Source organism: Colwellia sp. SU-HH00943, from assembly GCF_057546125.1.
The window spans coordinates 998,311-1,016,546 of the sequence record NZ_BAAJLW010000001.1 but is presented as its reverse complement, the minus strand read 5'-3'; the positions used below and the strand labels follow the sequence as shown (position 1 = coordinate 1,016,546).

Annotated in this window: 19 protein-coding genes; 14 read left to right on the top strand and 5 right to left on the bottom strand. The window is 38.7% G+C overall.

Annotation, left to right across the window (positions count from 1 at the left end):
* Complete coding sequence (gene mutM, locus AC27GZ_RS04475) at positions 1 to 816, top strand: bifunctional DNA-formamidopyrimidine glycosylase/DNA-(apurinic or apyrimidinic site) lyase (protein ID WP_487093675.1); 816 nt, start codon at positions 1 to 3, stop codon at positions 814 to 816.
* On the opposite strand, the gene coaD is transcribed toward mutM, so the two are convergent.
* Positions 813 to 1,286 carry a pantetheine-phosphate adenylyltransferase gene (gene coaD / locus AC27GZ_RS04470; protein ID WP_487093674.1) on the bottom strand — a complete coding sequence of 158 codons (474 nt, stop codon included), beginning with the start codon at positions 1,284 to 1,286 and terminating at the stop codon, positions 813 to 815. The genes mutM and coaD overlap by 4 nt on opposite strands.
* Positions 1,287 to 1,536: 250 nt before the next feature.
* Here coaD and AC27GZ_RS04465 point away from each other — a divergent pair, with 250 nt between their 5' ends.
* A complete protein-coding gene (locus AC27GZ_RS04465; RefSeq protein ID WP_487093673.1) occupies positions 1,537 to 2,193 on the top strand; it encodes a TetR/AcrR family transcriptional regulator in 657 nt (218 codons plus the stop codon).
* 4 nt (positions 2,194 to 2,197) lie between these two features.
* Here AC27GZ_RS04465 and AC27GZ_RS04460 read toward each other — a convergent pair whose 3' ends face one another.
* Positions 2,198 to 2,947 (bottom strand): 3-deoxy-D-manno-octulosonic acid kinase, encoded by a 750-nt coding sequence (locus AC27GZ_RS04460; RefSeq protein ID WP_487093672.1) that lies wholly within the window; start codon positions 2,945 to 2,947, stop codon positions 2,198 to 2,200.
* A complete protein-coding gene (gene waaA, locus AC27GZ_RS04455) occupies positions 2,937 to 4,235 on the bottom strand; it encodes a lipid IV(A) 3-deoxy-D-manno-octulosonic acid transferase (RefSeq protein ID WP_487093670.1) in 1,299 nt (432 codons plus the stop codon). The genes AC27GZ_RS04460 and waaA overlap by 11 nt, the downstream gene beginning before the upstream one ends.
* A gap of 83 nt (positions 4,236 to 4,318) precedes the next feature.
* Here waaA and AC27GZ_RS04450 point away from each other — a divergent pair, with 83 nt between their 5' ends.
* The 6 genes from AC27GZ_RS04450 to AC27GZ_RS04425 all read left to right on the top strand — a co-directional run bounded on the left by AC27GZ_RS04450 (position 4,319) and on the right by AC27GZ_RS04425 (position 10,175).
* Entirely contained in the window at positions 4,319 to 5,134 is an 816-nt protein-coding gene (locus tag AC27GZ_RS04450; RefSeq protein WP_487093669.1) for an alpha/beta hydrolase family protein, read from the top strand.
* Positions 5,135 to 5,275: 141 nt separating this feature from the next.
* Positions 5,276 to 6,481, top strand: a complete 1,206-nt coding sequence (locus tag AC27GZ_RS04445; protein WP_487093668.1) for a glycine C-acetyltransferase — start codon at positions 5,276 to 5,278, stop codon at positions 6,479 to 6,481.
* Positions 6,481 to 7,506 (top strand): L-threonine 3-dehydrogenase, encoded by a 1,026-nt coding sequence (gene tdh, locus AC27GZ_RS04440; protein WP_487093667.1) that lies wholly within the window; start codon positions 6,481 to 6,483, stop codon positions 7,504 to 7,506. The genes AC27GZ_RS04445 and tdh overlap by 1 nt, the downstream gene beginning before the upstream one ends.
* An 8-nt stretch (positions 7,507 to 7,514) precedes the next feature.
* Complete coding sequence (glpE, locus tag AC27GZ_RS04435; protein ID WP_487093666.1) at positions 7,515 to 7,844, top strand: thiosulfate sulfurtransferase GlpE; 330 nt, start codon at positions 7,515 to 7,517, stop codon at positions 7,842 to 7,844.
* 8 nt (positions 7,845 to 7,852) lie between these two features.
* On the top strand, positions 7,853 to 8,746 hold the full coding sequence (gene glpG, locus AC27GZ_RS04430; protein WP_487093665.1) for a rhomboid family intramembrane serine protease GlpG: 894 nt from the start codon (positions 7,853 to 7,855) through the stop codon (positions 8,744 to 8,746).
* 316 nt (positions 8,747 to 9,062) lie between these two features.
* Positions 9,063 to 10,175: an OmpA family protein gene (locus tag AC27GZ_RS04425; RefSeq protein WP_487093664.1), complete on the top strand. Its 1,113-nt coding sequence runs from the start codon at positions 9,063 to 9,065 to the stop codon at positions 10,173 to 10,175.
* A gap of 141 nt (positions 10,176 to 10,316) precedes the next feature.
* Here AC27GZ_RS04425 and AC27GZ_RS04420 read toward each other — a convergent pair whose 3' ends face one another.
* Complete coding sequence (locus AC27GZ_RS04420) at positions 10,317 to 10,694, bottom strand: flagellar basal body-associated protein FliL (RefSeq protein ID WP_487093663.1); 378 nt, start codon at positions 10,692 to 10,694, stop codon at positions 10,317 to 10,319.
* 210 nt (positions 10,695 to 10,904) lie between these two features.
* Between AC27GZ_RS04420 and AC27GZ_RS04415 the strand changes: the two genes are divergently transcribed.
* The 6 genes from AC27GZ_RS04415 (at position 10,905) to AC27GZ_RS04390 (ending at position 15,799) form a co-directional block, all read left to right on the top strand.
* Entirely contained in the window at positions 10,905 to 11,483 is a 579-nt protein-coding gene (locus AC27GZ_RS04415) for a chorismate--pyruvate lyase family protein (RefSeq protein WP_487093662.1), read from the top strand.
* 1 nt (position 11,484) lies between these two features.
* A complete protein-coding gene (gene ubiA, locus AC27GZ_RS04410) occupies positions 11,485 to 12,348 on the top strand; it encodes a 4-hydroxybenzoate octaprenyltransferase (RefSeq protein ID WP_487093661.1) in 864 nt (287 codons plus the stop codon).
* Positions 12,349 to 12,475: 127 nt separating this feature from the next.
* Complete coding sequence (locus tag AC27GZ_RS04405; RefSeq protein ID WP_487093660.1) at positions 12,476 to 13,549, top strand: TRAP transporter substrate-binding protein; 1,074 nt, start codon at positions 12,476 to 12,478, stop codon at positions 13,547 to 13,549.
* 94 nt (positions 13,550 to 13,643) lie between these two features.
* Positions 13,644 to 14,162, top strand: coding sequence for a TRAP transporter small permease subunit (locus AC27GZ_RS04400; protein ID WP_487093834.1), 519 nt, complete (start codon positions 13,644 to 13,646; stop codon positions 14,160 to 14,162).
* Positions 14,162 to 15,439 (top strand): TRAP transporter large permease, encoded by a 1,278-nt coding sequence (locus tag AC27GZ_RS04395; protein ID WP_487093659.1) that lies wholly within the window; start codon positions 14,162 to 14,164, stop codon positions 15,437 to 15,439. The genes AC27GZ_RS04400 and AC27GZ_RS04395 overlap by 1 nt, the downstream gene beginning before the upstream one ends.
* A 15-nt stretch (positions 15,440 to 15,454) precedes the next feature.
* A complete protein-coding gene (locus AC27GZ_RS04390; protein WP_487093658.1) occupies positions 15,455 to 15,799 on the top strand; it encodes a DUF1294 domain-containing protein in 345 nt (114 codons plus the stop codon).
* Here the strand turns inward: AC27GZ_RS04390 and plsB are convergent.
* Positions 15,779 to 18,214: a glycerol-3-phosphate 1-O-acyltransferase PlsB gene (gene plsB, locus AC27GZ_RS04385; RefSeq protein ID WP_487093657.1), complete on the bottom strand. Its 2,436-nt coding sequence runs from the start codon at positions 18,212 to 18,214 to the stop codon at positions 15,779 to 15,781. The genes AC27GZ_RS04390 and plsB overlap by 21 nt on opposite strands.
* Between the last annotated feature and the right edge of the window lie 22 nt (positions 18,215 to 18,236).

The following is an 18,236-nucleotide window of genomic DNA, read 5'->3' as shown; positions in this document are numbered from 1 at the left end:
ATGCCTGAATTACCCGAAGTTGAAGTATGCCGCTTAGGCATTACGCCCCATATACTTGGCAAGCAAGTGAAGCATGTTGCTGTTCGTGTTGCTCAGTTAAGGTGGCCTATTCCAGATGAAGTTCAATTGCTTAGTGAGCAGGAAGTGTTGGCTGTCGACAGGCGAGCTAAGTATATATTGGTGCGTTTTACAAACGGTACATTATTATTGCACTTGGGAATGTCGGGTACTATTCGCGTGGTTGAAGAGTCAACACCTGTTGCTAAACATGATCATTTTGATTTAGTTTTTACCCATGGCAAGGTTTTGCGTCTTAATGATCCTCGCCGCTTTGGCGCTGTACTTTGGCTGCCAGAGCATCAAGATGAACAAGGGTTATTATCTAAGTTGGGCCCTGAGCCATTAAGTGATGAGTTTTGTCATGGTTATTTATTTGCCAAAGCAAAAAATAAAAAATTACCGATAAAAACTTTTCTAATGAATAATCATGTTGTTGTGGGGGTTGGGAATATTTATGCAAACGAAGCGCTCTTTCAGGCGGGGATTATGCCAACTACCAAAGCAGGCGATATTAAAGCGCATGACTATGATAAGTTAACCGATATTATAAAGCAGGTGTTGAGTGCAGCGATTAAGCAAGGTGGCACAACGTTAAAAGACTTTACCCAAACGGATGGTCGCCCTGGTTATTTTGCTCAATCATTATATGTTTATGGTCGAGCGGGCGAAGCTTGTCTTGTTTGTGAAGATACTCTGTTGGAAGTAAGGCAGTCCAATCGAAGCTCTGTGTATTGTCCTACTTGTCAGCAGCTTTAGCTATTTTCTAATGCGGCTTTAACAATGGGGTCCACAAACTGGCTGACATCACCTTTGTGCAAAGAAACCTCTTTTACTAAAGTTGAAGAAATAAAAGAGTTTCCTTCTGATGGTGTTAAAAAAACACTTTCTAGCTCAGGGGATAAGCGTCTATTCATGTTAGCTAATTGAAATTCGTATTCAAAATCTGAAACAGCACGTAAACCTCGAATCAGTACTTTAGCCTGATGTTCCTTGGCAAAATCAACGAGTAAACCACTAAAGCCCACCACAGTGACATTAGTTAAATCAGCCGTTATTTTTTCTATCATCTCAACACGTTGCTCTAGCGAGAAACGGGGCTTTTTACTTGGGCTGGCGGCAACGCCAATTATGACTTCAGAGAACAAATGGCTTGCTCGATATATTAAATCAGAGTGTCCATTTGTTACGGGATCGAAAGTACCTGGGTAAATTGCTTTGATGGTCATAATGTGCAGTTTATGTTGATGGTTAAGGCCAAAGTATTGTAATGGTTTAGTTCAGTTTATGACAAGCATAAACATGAAAAGCAGTGTTCAAATCGTTAATTCAATGGAGATAATGCATAAATAATCATATTTTATGTTAAAGTATTTACTCAAAAAGCCTTTAAATCTACTGAAATTTGGTAGTATGATAGGCAGACTAAAAATTAAATTAGTCTTTGGTTTAACTAAATTAACGGAAAGAAGTAACTGTATGAAGACCCGCGATAAGATCATTCAGGCCAGCATAACATTATTCAATGAGCACGGAGAGCGTAATGTTACCACTAATCATATTGCAGCTCATTTAGGTATTAGTCCTGGTAATTTGTATTATCACTTTCGCAATAAAGAAGACATAATTCTTTCTATTTATGAAGAATATGCGCGAAATCTACTATTAGATACCTTTCCACAAGTGACCAATAAAGTTGAACCACTAGACGCCATTATTCTTTATATGGATGCGGTTTTTCAAATGATGATGAAATTTCGCTTTTTCTATAGCAACCTACCTGTTTTATTGGATAAAAACCCAAGCTTGCGTGAAAAATATGTAGAAGTTCAATACTCTATCGCTGATCGGGTTAGCCAATTATTAATCTCTTTACGTGCAGCGGAAATTATTGATTTTCAAGATGAAGAGCTTAGCGATATTGTCAGTATTTTACGTATCATCAACACCTTTTGGCTGAGTTTTTATCAAACACAAAATATCGCTAATGAAATTAATGACTCGGTGTTTTATCAAGGTGTATTGAAAATATTAGTAATACTGCGCCCTTATACAACAGAGAAAGCGTTACCTGAGTTAATCAAAGCTCGTGATATGTATGAACAACGTTATCAAGACGCGCTAGAAGAGAAGTAATAAGTTACTGTTGGTTTGAATAACCAGTGATTAATGCTTGCCAATTACTTGGTTGAAAATGAAATTGCGGTAATTTCGTAAGCTCCTTCAGAAAAGAACGTTCTAATCTCGCTATGTTGGCTTGTTGCCATTGCGTGTTATTATTGCGCCGAACCTCACCACGATCGAAATCAATAATAAAAATATCTTGATTGTTGTTGATTAAAATATTGTGAGCATTCAAATCGTGGTGGTAAATATTATGATCATGAAAGCGTTTAATGGTTGCACCAATCTTCGCCCATAAAGCCTCTGATAAAGCCTCTCTTGATAAATAGGCTACTAAATCTTGCGCATTTTCAATACGACTGCTCAGTAAATCCGCTCGATAAAATAAGCTATTTCTTATGATGCGATAAGCAATTGGCTTAGGAGCAGGTAATGCGAGGTTTTGCATTGTTGATAATAAAGCAAACTCCTTAGCAGCACGTGTATTTTGTAGTGAAGTAAACCAGTAACCGTCTTTGATCAGTTTACCGATTAAGCCCCCTCGATAATAATGGCGTAATACCCAGTGCTTCTCTATCATGGCCTCATGAGGGTATTTTACAAACCATGTTGTACCACGACCTTGAGCAGAGCCTGTAATTAACCCACGCTCCTGCCAGTATTGTGCATCAAGCATGCTTGGTTGAAATTGGGTTATTTCATTATCATCATATTGGCAATAAATATTGCTATCATGAAAGGTGGCTATTTGTTCGTTATTTGTCATCAAGTAACTCTCTAACTGCGGCTAAAGTGCGCTGGCTGGCTCCTTGGTTTTCCATGACAACTTGATGTGCATTTTCACCTAAGCTGTCAGCTTGTGTCTGATCGGTTAACAAGGTCATGACTGCATTCGCTAACTCACCACTTTGCCAATTTTCCACATTACTATTTGGTTTTGATAATTGAACAATCGCGTTCTTGCTTTGTAACTGTTGCATTATCTCAGTAAAATTACTCATATTATTACCGACAATAATTGCTTTTTTAAATAACGCCGGTTCAAGCGGGTTATGGCCACCAACTGCGCTGAAACTTCCACCCATGGTGACAATATTGGCGAGTGAAAATGCTGCCATGAGTTCACCTAACGTATCAAGTAACCAAATATCTTGGTCATTCACCTGAGTTTCTTCACTGCGTTTAGCAAGGCTAAAATGCTGCTTCAAACATAAGCTCGCCACGTGCTTGAAACGCTCAGGGTGTCTTGGAACAAGTATTAATAGTAACGTTGGGTGTTGTTGTTTTATTTGTTTGTATGCAGCGAGGGTGATTTCTTCATCACCTTCATGTGTACTGGCAACTAGCCAAACGGGGCGATTATTAGGTAATAATTGCTGTAACTGAGATGCTTTGTCAGTAGTTGATTTATCAATGCTTAGGTCGAACTTTAAGTTGCCAGAAACCATACAATTATTTGGATTTGCACCTAGTTTTAGGAAGTTGTCATAATTGTCGTGACTTTGGCAGAGTATTTTATCAAAGTGATTAATTGCAGGCGTGATCAGTTTGCTAATCTTTTGATAACTTTTCATTGAATTTTCAGACAGCCGGCCATTAATGAGCATTAGTTTTATATTTTTTTGTGCACATTGCGCAATTAAATTAGGCCATATCTCTGTTTCCATAACAATTACCAGTCGAGGCTTTAAGCGCGACAAAAATAGCTGCGTACAGGGCAATACGTCTAAAGGCAAGAAACCATGCTGAACCCTATCTTGAAAAAGCTTTTTAACTTGTGCGGAACCTGTTGGTGTAAAAGTTGTTACGGTTACGGTGTCGTCAGGGTATGTCGCTAAAAGATGCTCAATAAATGGCGCAATGGCGATAACTTCACCTACACTTGCTGCATGCACAACGATGCCTGATTGTTTGCACGCTTTAGGAAAAAAACCTAAACGTTCATTGAGTCTTTGTCTATATTGCTTATTGCTAAGAGAACGTATCAATAAAGCTAATAGTAATACGGGTAGCAATAACAATAATAACAGGCGATATATCAACAAAGTAAACATAAATTGTTCTATAGTTAGTTTGTGGTAGATTATACCTAACTTTAATTAAATACCTATAAATACTGATGAATATAGCATTTTACTTGAAAGCTAAAATCGACTTTATGATGACACATTTGATTGTGTTAGCTGCTGTTTTTAGCTGTGGCTTGATAGCACAAGCTGCTCAGGCAGCACAAGATAATGGGGAGATTACGGTAGAAACCGTAACCATTAAAGCACGCGCTGATCATGAGTTTTTATTAGCGGCAGATTATTATGCCGGTGAAGCATTGAGTGGCGGTGTGATCGTGTTGCATGATTGCAATAACAATCGCCAGTCATATAAGAAAGTCGCCAGTGGTTTAGCTGCGCAAGGATTAAATACTTTGTTGGTTGATTTAAGAGGTTATGGTGATAGTGTTGGGCAAGGCTTTTCACGCGAAGATATCAAAAAAAATTCAGTTGATATTGTTAGCTATCAAAGTGAAATGGCCTTATTAACGACATATTGGCAAGATGACTTGTTAGCCGCGTATAAGTTTTTACGCACTAAACTTGCTGACAATAAAGCTGTGTCTATAGTCACCAGTGGCTGTAGTGGCACATATGCCGTTGCCCTAGCGGAGAAAATATTACTCAACTCTATGGTTATCATTACCCCTAAAATGACCTATAGCGATAAAGAACGTTATAAGAACCTGATTGATATTCCGAGTTATTTTGTTGCTTCTTCTCATCATCAAGAAAGCTACCAAGTAGCTCAAGAATTATTTTCTTGGAACGGAGACAAACGTTCAAAAATGCAGATATTTAAAGGTGATAGTTATGCTTATCAGCTAATTAATCGCAGGAAACATTTAATTGAAGATGCAGCACAATGGATTATGTTTACGATGAACAGCGGCATTAAAAAGTGAGTATAAAACTGTTGAAGGGAATAATTCCGAGTAAAAATAGGTTTTTGCAAAATACTATTCGGTTTGGTGCTGCATTCGTTGAATTTTTTGGGTACAATACCGTTAATTAAAGTGATGTTTTTTTATCGTTGAGGCTCCTATATGTCAAACAATCAGCCAACAAATTTCTATAACCATATTCAAACACAAATTGCTCAGGTTAAAAGTGAAGGCCTGTATAAAGCTGAACGTGTTATTACGACTGCACAGCAGGCAGAAATAGCAGTGAATACTGGTGAACAAGTCATTAATTTTTGTGCCAACAATTATTTAGGTTTGGCAAATCATCCTCAGTTAATAGCTGCAGCTAAAGCAGGTTTAGATGAGCATGGTTTTGGGATGGCCTCTGTACGCTTTATTTGTGGAACTCAAGATATTCACAAAAGCCTTGAACAAGAAATTAGCCAATTTTTAGGGATGGAAGATACTATTCTGTATTCATCATGTTTTGATGCCAATGCAGGCTTGTTTGAAACGCTATTAACTGCTGAAGATGCCATAATTAGTGATGCATTAAATCATGCCTCAATTATTGACGGTGTCCGATTATGTAAAGCAAAGCGTTTTCGTTATGCTAATAATGATATGGCGGCATTAGAGCAGTGCTTAATTGAAGCGGATGAAGCTGGAGCAAGGTTTAAGCTTATAGCTACCGATGGTGTTTTCTCGATGGATGGCGTGATTGCTAACCTAAAAGGTGTTTGTGATTTAGCTGATAAATACAATGCTATGGTGATGGTTGATGATTCTCATGCTGTTGGCTTTGTTGGTGAAAACGGTCGTGGTAGCCACGAATATTGTGATGTTATGGGGCGCGTTGATATTATTACCGGTACTTTAGGTAAAGCTATGGGCGGTGCTTCTGGCGGTTATACCTCAGCGAAGAAAGAAGTGGTTGAGTGGCTTCGTCAACGTTCGCGTCCTTATTTATTTTCTAATTCTCTAGCGCCAGCCATTGTTAACGCCTCATTGCAGGTGTTGAAGTTATTAGCAGATGGTGGAGGTTTGCGTCAAACCTTGAAAGATAATGCCAACTATTTCCGAACTAATATGGAAGCTGCAGGCTTTACCTGTGCAGGTGCTGACCACGCAATTGTGCCTGTGATGATAGGCGACGCGAAAGTGGCAAGTGAAATGGCTAATAAGCTATTGGCGAAAGGTATTTACGTTATTGGTTTTTCATTTCCTGTTGTGCCTAAAGGCCAAGCGCGAATTCGTACTCAAATATCAGCGGCTCATACCAAAGAGCAACTTGACCAAGCGATTTCAGCGTTTACCAGTATTGGCAAAGAGATGGGGGTTATTTAATGAAATCTCTATCAAAATTAAAACCAGAGCAAGGCATTTGGTTAACGGATACTGATAAACCAGAAGTGGGTCATAACGATCTGTTGATTAAAATTAAAAAAACGGCGATTTGTGGTACAGATATCCATATTTATAATTGGGATGAATGGTCACAAAATACGATTCCTGTTCCTATGGTTGTTGGCCATGAGTATGCTGGCGAAGTTGTTGGCATTGGTCAAGAAGTGAAAGGATTTTCTATTGGCGATAGAGTTTCAGGCGAAGGGCATATCACATGTGGCCATTGTCGAAACTGTCGAGGTGGACGTACACACTTGTGTCGCAATACTGTTGGTGTTGGGGTAAACCGTGCCGGTGCCTTTGCGGAATATTTAGTGATCCCTGCCTACAATGCTTTTAAACTGCCAGATGAAATTTCTGATGATTTAGCCGCCATTTTCGACCCCTTTGGTAATGCAGTACATACTGCCTTGTCTTTTGATCTAGTGGGTGAAGATGTACTCATTACGGGTGCTGGCCCCATCGGTATTATGGCGGCTGCGGTGGCAAAGCATGTTGGTGCTCGCCATGTCGTTATCACGGATATTAATGAATATCGCCTTGAGTTAGCAAGAAAAATGGGTGCAACTCGTGCTGTTGATGTTTCAAAAGAAAACTTAACTGATGTTATGCAAGAGCTGGGTATGACAGAGGGCTTTGATGTTGGCCTAGAAATGTCAGGGGTTCCGATGGCATTTACTAGTATGCTAGATAACATGAATAATGGTGGTAAAATCGCCATGCTAGGTATTCCCGGTAAAGATATGGCGATTGATTGGAGTCAGATTATTTTTAAAGGATTAACTATAAAAGGCATTTATGGTCGCGAAATGTTTGAAACTTGGTATAAAATGGCAAGCCTAATACAGTCAGGTTTAGACTTAACGCCTATTATTACTCATCATTATAATGTTGATGATTTTCAACAAGGCTTCGATGTCATGCGCTCTGGCCTATCAGGTAAAGTTATTTTAGATTGGGAGTAAGTAGTAATATGGCGAATGAGCAAACCTTTAAGCATATGCAAGTAGATGAAATGGCCAAGTTACTTGGTGATGATAACCACGTGGTGGTGGATATTCGTGATGCTAATGCTTTTGCTAGTGGCCGTATTACTGGCGCAATTCATTTAACCAATGATAATTTAGCTGATTTCTTGCGTGAAGCAGATTTTGATGTGCCTGTTGTTGTCTGTTGTTACCATGGTCACTCTAGCCAGCAAGCTGCACAGTTTCTAGTGAGTCAAGATTTCACCCAAGTGTATTCGCTAGATGGCGGCTTTACGCAGTGGCAATTGCAATACCCTGATCATATCTCTCGCTAGTTTATCGGATGACGAAAGACGTTATGGATGATTTGTCACCTTTAGTGAGAGTTGAGCAAAAAAATCTTGCACACTTATTTGCTAATTATTTAGTGACATTAAATATTGACGCTATAGTGGAGAAGGAAGAAAGCCAAGGTTTAGTAGCACAATCTGAACACGCTTATATTGTTTTTTGTTCACCCCATCAGCTTGAACAAGCTAAAGTCGAGTTTGAGCAATTTATCAAGCAACCTTATCATAGTAAATACCAACAAGCCGCTTGGCAGCATGGTGAAACTGTAGATGTTGATAGCAACGATTTATCTTTATTGGCAAGTTTTAAGGAAAACTTTTTAGCCCATGCGGGCATTGTTACACTCACCGTTTTTTTCTTTTGTTGGCTGGTCTTTTTAGCCAGTGATTTAGGTTGGGCGCAAAGTATTTTTTCGCAGCTGAGGTTTTTCTCTCGTCTATCATTAGAGGCCTTTTTTAGCGAACCATGGCGTATTATCGGTCCGGCATTTTTTCACTTTTCTTGGCTACATATTGTTTTCAATACTATGTGGTGGTGGCAGCTCGGCGGTAGTATTGAAAAAGTATTAGGAAAATCTACTTTAATTAATCTGCTGCTTATCTCTGCTATTTTTTCTAATCTTGGGCAATTCCTTGTTTCAGGGGCTAACTTTGGTGGTTTATCTGGGGTAGTTTATGCCTTAATGGGCTTTGTGTGGTGGTATGGCTATTTAGCACCCGAAAAAGGTCTATCTTTGTCTAAGCCTATCGTCGGCTTTTTATTATTCTGGCTGTTATTAGGCTATGCTGACTTATTGCCTGTGAGTATGGCCAATACAGCGCATTTGCTAGGCTTAATTTCAGGATGTTTATTCGCTGTTTTTATGGTGAAAACTCTCAAAAAATAGTTAACCTGAGCCCAGCTTAATAAATATTTCTCTATCAGCTATTCTTCTTACTTCAGTGTTAAATTTACTTGAAATAGGCCTGCTATTGACGCGAAATTTGCTTTGAATTAAGTAAAACTGTCAAGCTAGAGAGTTTTACTTAATTCATACATAGCTTTCAATCGGTAAATTATCTCTTAAACCCAGTTCAGGTTAAGATAGTTGCAAAAAATGTCGCTAAATTCGCGATAAAGTCTATTTAAGTGTAAAAAAACTGTTAAAATTGCCGGCAAATTTTATAACGACACTTTAATACTTTAAAATGGAATTAGCCCCTATGAAAAAATCTTATAATTTACTGGCTGCACTGGTAGTCGCTCCTGTATTTTTCTCACCCGCTTTTGCTAACGAACAACCTACAGCCGAAGAGTTGGTTGGTAAAATATATGGTGGTGCACATTTACTTCATATAGATACAGACAATGATCGTTTAATGACGGCAAACCCTAACTCTAATGTAGATCATGGTAGTGGTTTTGGTGGTGAAGTCGGCTATCGTTTAAACGAGTCAACAGAATTTAGATTCTCTTATAGTCACATTAATTTAGTAAGAGAAAATGTTGGCTTTAGTGAGCCAGATGCCTCATCTGCTGTGGTTGATGCTTTATATTTCCCAACTAAGCAAAATTTTTATGTGGTTGGTGGTGTTGATTATTTAGATATTGTTGATGGTAAAACATCGTTAGATCTAGGCGCAGGTTATCGCCATTATTTTAGCAAAAAAACGGCAATGTATTTTGAAGGTAAAGGCCACTATCAATTTTCAGATAGCTTTAAAGATGCCAGTGTAAAATTAGGTTTTATCTACTTTTTTGGTGATGAAAGTAAATCAAAGCCAGCTAAAAAGAAACAAATAGCACCAGTAAAAGCAGAGTCAGCACCTAAGCCAGTACCTGTAGTAGCGCCTGTTGCTGCGGTAAAAGATGCAGACAAAGATGGTGTGATTGATAGTAAAGACAATTGCCCTGAAACGCCAGCTGTCGATAAAGTAGATGAAAACGGTTGTACTATTTTTACCAAAGCACAACGTACTATGCATCTTTTAGTTAACTTTGATACCAGTAAAGCGATAGTGAAAGATGAGTATTTACCTGAAATTAAAAGAATGGCTGATTTCATGACGACCTACCCACAAGTCTCATTAGTGATTGAAGGACACACGTCAAAAACAGGTAGTGCAGCATACAATAAGAAAATTTCTCAGCAACGTGCTGATGCCGTTGTCGATGTGCTTGTAAACAAATTCTCAATTAGTCGCGAGCGTTTATCAGCGGTTGGCTATGGTGAAGAGCGTTTATTAGATGATGGTGATAGCGCGGAAATTCATGCTAAAAACCGTCGTATTGATGCAAAAGTTGAAGTAACTGAAGACGTAGCCACAAAACGATAAATTTTCAGTTATCTGTCAATCTCATCATAGTATGGATTGACATACAAAAAAGCCAAAGTTTACTCTTTGGCTTTTTTGTGTGTATTTCTGTACTTTTGGGAACCCAAGCTTTGAATAGCAAAAGCTAAAGGTGCACTTTAATTAATTATCTAACCATTGTGTGAATAATAATTTTTTGATCAGTGGCTTACCTGTTTCTTGGGTTAATAATTCTTTGACTTGTTCTTCACATAACAATTGAATTTCAGAGCGGCCTTTGATCGATTTTACTTTCGCTTCAGGTTGTTTGCCGATAATGGTAATGATGGCATCACGCAATAAAGGCGAATGATGTTCAACAATTTCTAAATTTTCACCGGCAACCATTAACTCAACAGTTAAGCGTACGTAACCCATTTTCTTTTTCACGGCGACATAGTTAGTAACAATATCGGGCTCAAAACCAAAATAAGCGTAATCAGCACTTTTACTTGATAGTGGTATGAATAGTAACGATAAAACTAATAAATATTTAAACATAAGTGTTATTTCTTGAATTTAATCAGCGGCGCAAAGCTTGCGTATTGTTCTTATCATAACCTGCAAATTAATTTTTTTCCTGAAAAAGTTTAATTATTTTTGACACTCTACATCGCTAACGTGTGCATCTAGGTGTAGCCCTGTTATGATAGCGGTTGATTTACTCATGCTAGCTATTATTTAGTGAAGATCTATAGACCTTAACCATTTATGAACTTACAGTCGTTATTTCCCGTTACCTTAGCAGGCCATTGGCAAGAGGCCGCTCATTATCAATTATCAGCATATTTGCAAACCTGGTTGCTTGACCGTAACTCTTTGACTGCTCGGTTAAAAGAGCATTGCCAGCATTTTCGTGTTGAGTTACTTGGCCAGCAAGTTGAACCATGTTCAAGTCATGAAACGTTTGCGGACATTGTCGCAGGTGAAGAGGTGTTGGTACGAGAAGTGTTGTTATATTGTGATGACGTGCCGCAAGTTTTTGCTCGTAGTTTATTGCCTTTATCAAGTTTGACAGGAGAAGAACAAGCCTTAGCCCATTTAGGCACTCAGTCATTGGGGCAGGTACTCTTTAATAATCCTTCACTTGAGCGCCGCATTATTGAAGTGGCTGAGTTTAAGGGAGGCAGTTCAGTGACGACCTTAGCACAGAAATTACACCTAGAAGAAAGTAAGAGTTTATGGGGACGTCGTTCAGTCTTTGTTTTGAAAAACAAGCCACTTATGGTTGCCGAAGTATTTTTACCCGGTGCTTTTGCCTATCAAAAAGATCATCAAATAGAGTATTAAAATGATGAATAGCTTAAAGGAAAAATGGTTAGCAATAAAACTAATTACCCGTATGGATAAACCTATAGGGACGTATTTATTGTTATGGCCAACTTACTGGGCACTTTGGATTGCTTGCGATGGTTGGCCAAATATCCATTTATTTTTGGTATTTAGTTTAGGTGTTTTTGTCATGCGCAGCGCGGGTTGCGTTATTAATGACATAGCGGATATGAAAGTTGATGGCAAAGTTGAGCGGACTAAAAACAGGCCGTTAGTGTCAGGGATCATGACTAAAGATGAAGCTATCAATCTTTTTGGTTTGCTTATTGGTATTGCGTTAGGGTTAGTGTTAACCCTTAGTTGGCCAACCATTTATTTATCCGTTATTGCCCTGCTTTTAGCGGCTTCTTACCCGTTTATGAAACGTTATACGCAATTGCCTCAGGTAGTACTCGGTGCTGCGTTTAGTTGGGGAATGATTATGGCATTTTCAGAAGCTCAGGGTGAAGTGCCTACCTATGCATGGCTACTTTTTTTCGCCAATCTACTGTGGACTGTGGCTTACGATACTATATATGCCATGGTTGATAGAAATGATGATGTAAAGATAGGGGTGAAATCTACGGCTATTTTATTTGGTAATCATGATAAACGTATTATAGGGCTATTACAGTTATTGGTGATTGGACTCTTGTTTACTGTGGGTGATCTCTTAGCGTTTGGTTGGCCTTATCAACTCAGTATTGTGATTGCTGGAGGTATGTTTGCTTATCAACAAATGTTAATCGTTAACCGTGAACGTGAAAAATGTTTTCAAGCTTTTTTACATAACCATTGGGTTGGCATGGTGGTATTTATTGGTATTTTTGTCGAGTACCTTTAATAACAAGTGCTATAAGTGTTCTCGCTGAATGATCAAATTACGACAGAAGTATGATTTACTTTTACGGAACTTATTGTTAAAGATAGATGGCTAAAAATAAAACATAAATTAAAACAAGGATAAAGGAATGAAAAAATCAGTTGGTTTACTACTTACTTTGTTATTGTCGTTTGGCTTATCGGGGGCAGCTAATGCTGCAGATGGTAAGGTCTATCGGTGGAAGCTTGCGGAAACTTGGGGACCAAACTTTCCCATTTTTGGTGATGCTACAAAGAACATGGCTAAAATGGTTAAGGAAATGTCGAATGGACGCTTGATCATTCGAATAGACTCTTCAAATAAACATAAATCGCCATTAGGTATTTTTGATTTTGTTAAAACCGGTCGTTATCAAATGGGGCATTCAGGCTCTTATTATTGGAAAGGTAAAAATTTCAATACCTTATTTTTTACCAGTATTCCTTTTGGCATGACTGCTCCTGAGCAATACGCTTGGTTCTATTATGGTGGCGGCATGGAATTGATGGCAAAAGTGTATAGTCAATATGGCATTTTATCTTTTCCAGGGGGGAATACAGGTAACCAAATGGGTGGTTGGTTCCAAAAAGAAATTAATTCTGTTGATGACCTAAAAGGTTTAAAAATGCGAATTCCTGGTTTTGCAGGCGAAGTACTTGCAAAATTAGGCGCTAAACCGACAAACATTCCATCAGGCGAACTGTATACGGCGCTAGAGAGAAATACTATTGATGCACTTGAGTGGGTGGGACCATCATTAGACTTACGCATGGGTTTTCATAAAATAGCGCCATACTATTATACAGGTTGGCATGAACCTGCTTCTGAAATGCAGTTTATGATTAATGAAAAAGCCTATAATAAATTGCCTAAAGACTTACAAGAAATTCTGAAGGTAGCGATGAAAGCTGCAGCTTATGATATGTATGCACAGTCTTATCATGAAAGTGCGATGAATTTAGCTGCGCTAGAGAAAGATTACCCCAATGTAAAAGTGCGCTCATTCCCAGAGCCAGTAATGAAAGCCATTAAAGAAACTAATAGTGCGCTTTTAAAAGAGTTTGCGGCTAAAGATCCAATGACTGCAGAAATCTTAAATTCAATTACTGATTATCAAACTAAAGCACGTGCATGGACTAATTTGTCTGATCGCGCTTATTTGGACACAAGCGATAAACATTAATTGATATCTTTTCTCTATGAAGTAAGCTTATGCTCATTACCATTGAGCATAAGCTGTTTTTATGCTGCAAAATGCAATCGGATCTGATACCTCAATGAATTTTTCTATAAAAGTAATCGCCAAAATACTGGATGCTTTAGGCAATTTTTGCAGTATTTTAATGCTATTAATGGTTATTAATGTTTTTTACGATGTTGTCATGCGTTACTTTTTTAATGACGTGAGTATCGCAATGCAAGAGCTAGAGTGGCACCTTTTTGCGGCAATGTTTATGTTTGGCATTGCTTATACCCTCAAAGAAGATAGCCATGTTCGTGTTGATATATTTTATGAAAGTATGTCGCCTCGTATACAAGCATGCGTGAATATTTTTGGCGCGATTGTTTTTGCCCTGCCTATCACCATACTGATTTGTTATTACAGTATTGATTACACGTTAGAAGCTTATACCATGGGGGAAGGCAGTGGTGATCCTGGAGGACTACCTCACCGCTGGATTGTTCGCTCTGTCATTCCATTTTCTTCCGTCTTTTTAATGTTGGCAATTGTATATGTGGTGCTGACACAAATTAAGGTTTTACTAAACTCTACCGCCAAAGAAGGGCTTGAATAATGACAGGCATAATACTTTTTGCCATTGCGTTAGTCTGCTTATTTTTAGGCTACTCTGTTGCTTTTACCTTTGCAGGTATCTCTTTAATTGTTGGTGCTTTAACCCTTGGCGTTGATTTATTTGAATTTATGCCTTATCGCATAATGAGCATCATGGAAAATACCATTTTGATGGCCGTTCCCATGTTTATTTTTATGGGGATAGTGTTACAAAAAACGGGTTTAGCTGAGCGTTTATTAGAGTCAGCTGCTAAATTGTTTGGTGGAATGCCCGGGGGCGTTGCTATTTCAACCATTGTGGTGGGTGCTTTATTGGCTGCATCTACTGGTGTGGTTGGCGCTAGTGTTGTGGCTATGGGTGTTATTTCTTTGCCAGTGATGCTTAAAAATAATTATCATCAACCTACTGCTACCGGTGTTATTTGTGCGTCAGGCACGTTAGGGCAAATTATTCCTCCGTCCATTATTTTAATAATTTTAGGCGATGTAATGGGAGTACCTGTTGGTGACTTGTTTAAAGCTGCAGTTATTCCAGGCATGTTACTGATTGTTGCCTATGCCTTGTATATTTTAATTTTAGGCAAGGTAAAACCTGAATTTTGTCCGCCAATAAAGGTTAACGAAAACAAGCGCGAGCTTTTAGTACAAGCACTAAAAGATATAGTGCCACCTTTGATACTTATTATTACCGTTCTCGGCTCTATTTTTTCAGGGGTTGCAACTCCTACTGAGTCTTCAGCTATAGGTGCTGTGGGTGCTGTCTTGTTATCCATTCTTTACGGCAATTTCTCGCTGGCTAAAACGCATGAAATTTCTAAAGAAACGGTTAAAGTTACCTCGATGGTATTTGCGGTATTAATTGGAGCAACGGCTTTTTCAATGGTGTTTAGCTATTCAGGTAGTGAATACATTATTGAAGACTTCTTTATGGAATTACCTGGGGAGAAGTGGACTTTCATTATTATTGCTATGGTAGCCATTCTCATTTTAGGCTTCTTTATCGACTTTATAGAAATTGCCTTTTTGGTGGTACCTATTTTAATGCCTGTGGCCATTGCGTTAGATATTGATCTGGTTTGGTTTGCAATACTGATTTCTATGAATCTGCAAACCTCATTTTTAACACCTCCTTTTGGTTTTAGTTTGTTTTACCTTAAAGGGGTGGCGCCATCATACTTAAAAACCACCACCATTTATAAAGGCGTTATTCCTTTTATATTGATACAGGTCGCGGTATTGCTCTTGGTGCTTTTCTTTCCTGAGCAGTTAATTTTCTAGGGATAATTATTCCAAATGAAATATGCAAGTATGTACTTTTCGCTGATCTTTTTAGTTTCGGTCGTGCTTGCTATATACCTTGGTCACCTACCTCAAGGTGTTAGCTGGTTTTATATTTCGCTTAGCTTTGTCACCTTTATTCTTTATGCTTTAGATAAGGCTAAAGCTCGACAAGGAACGTGGCGAATACCTGAGAAAACATTGCATATGTTTTCACTTTTCGGTGGCTGGCCCGGCGCAGTTATCGCACAGCAAACGTTGAGGCATAAGTCCCAAAAAAAGCCTTTTAAGGTAGTGCTTTGGATAACCATTATGATTAATTTGGCGGCTTTTATGTGGCTAGCGAGCAATACTTTGTAGCACCTCAATAGATACTAGCGGCGTTACTGACGCTTTTAATTCATCCATTGCTTCAGTGGCGTTGAGCAAGCCATCATCATCAACAACTATGTAGCCTAAGTCTTTCATGGTATTAATAAGCGTTGCTTGCGCTTTTTTGTCGATAAACTCTGGTGCAGTGATATTGTTTAATACCGACAAACGCTTGGCTATAGCAACAACTTTTTCTTCTAAATTACGCTTAGATGTTGGCGCTAATTGTGTGGTTAAAAAGCTAATAATGGCGAGTCGTTGCAAGCTTTCATCCATACATTCAGCTAATAAGTTAACTTTACTGCGTTGCTCTGTGTTGTCAGTGAGTGACCAAAACTGCGCTTTGCTTTGTTTGGCAATATCACTCTCAGCAAGAAAGTTTAGTACTTGCTCCGCTTGTTGTGTAATTTGTTCAGGCGCTTGCCATAAGAATAAGTCATCTTTTAGCGTGCCTAATAAGCTGCTCACTTGTGCTAAAAGCTCTTGGTGAGCTAATTTTCCATGATGTGTTAATAATTTGCAGACTAAAGCAATTAAGGCATAAGTATGCAATATATTATTGCGATAATAACGCATTTCTAGGCTAGCAGAATCATCAAGTGAAATGATTGTGCCAAAACTGTCATCGCACACTGTAACTTTATTAAGTGAAATTACATGGGCAAGTATATTGGCGCCAGAGTCAGTTGGAATGGTCATTTGTTCACTAAACGGGGCTTGGCGCTGAATGTCCAACATAAAGTCTAGTTGCTTTTCTAAATCTGCTTTGCTTAACGCTTTGTTTTCAGAGGCATGAAGCGCTAAAGCCACAAGTGCTACACCATTGAGAGCAGTACACTGGTTTATATGTAACATAAGCTGATGCGCCATGTCATTTACTGTGGGTGTTAACCAATTTGGCTTTTGTGGGTTGACTGGGTTGATCGCCTCTTTCCACTCTGGCACTTGTGTATTGAGGTAATTATTAATGTTGATTGGCTGACCAAAATTAACATAACCATTACCGTAGTTACGTAAATTTTTAATGGCTTTTAATATGCCAAACATTGACTCGTTTTTCTTTTCGCTGCCACTCAATTCTTTATGGTAAGTGCCCACTTCCATCACGTGTTCATAGCCTAGGTAAACAGGCACAAGCGTAAGGGGTCTGTCTATGCCGCGTAGTAAACTTTGAATGGTCATGGCTAACATGCCTGTTTTAGGGGCGAGTAAACGTCCTGTGCGGCTACGCCCACCTTCAGTATAATATTTAACGGGATAACCGCGTTCAAATAATAAGCCTAAGTATTCTCTAAAAATCGTTGAGTACAAACGATTGCCAGCGAAACTTCGGCGAATAAAAAATGCCCCTGCTTTTCTGAAGATAGGACCTGCTGGCCAGAAGTTTAAGTTGATGCCGGCTGCAATACGTGGGATGACTAAGCCTTCTTTTAAAATAATGTAAGTAAGCAGTAGGTAATCCATATGGCTGCGATGACAGGGAACATAAATTATTTCGTGGCCGTCTTGCGCTAATTCTCTTAACACTTGTGAATTGTGTACCTTAATGTCGCTATATAGTCTCCCCCAGAGCCAAGAGAGCACGCGCTCACCAAGATGAATTAACGAGACACTATAGTCACCGGCAATTTCTTTCATCATAGCTTGCGCTTGTTTTTTAACTTTCTCTTCGCTGATGTTCTTGCTTTTGGCCTCGTCTTGAATAATGCGTTTAACGGAAGGGTTAGCAAAAAGTGCTGTAAACATTTGCTGGCGATGAATTAAGCGAGGTCCTTTCGCTGCAATATTTTGACGGTGAAAGTGAAAGCGAGCAACACGCAATAATTTATGTGCGGTTGATTCGTCATTGCCGTGATGATCAGACATATACCTTAATGACACCGCTTCACTAAAACGTATTAAACTGTCGCGTCCTAAAAATAAGATGATGAAAAACTTTCTTAACCAAGTTGGTGAAGCTTGTTCAGAAAGTAGTGATGCAATATTGGCATTGTTTTTTTCTTGAGTAGGTGTTCTGCCCCAAATGAGGTTGACTGGTATTAACTGTGCATCTAGCTGGCTATTAGTATTGTGTTGATTAAGTATGGCTAAACCTTGACTTAACGCATTGGTTTCGCCGCGTTTGAAACTTAATACAGAAGGTGACTTTGCTATACATAAAGTGCGATTAAAACTTTGATTGTTAATAACAACTTGCTCTAATGGATCGGGCAAGTTTTGCTTTTTACAGGCTAATTGTAAAGTTAGCAGGTCACTGGCAGATTGATGACTGATGACGTAGAAAATAGGTTTTTCGGAAGTTTCTGCCGGTGTTTTAGCATCGACAACAATATTACTTCGAGTCAATAATCGTAAAGGAAGCTTTAAAATAAAATAGAAGAACGAGCGCAGAAAAGTCATCATATGGCTAAAATAGTGGTTCGAA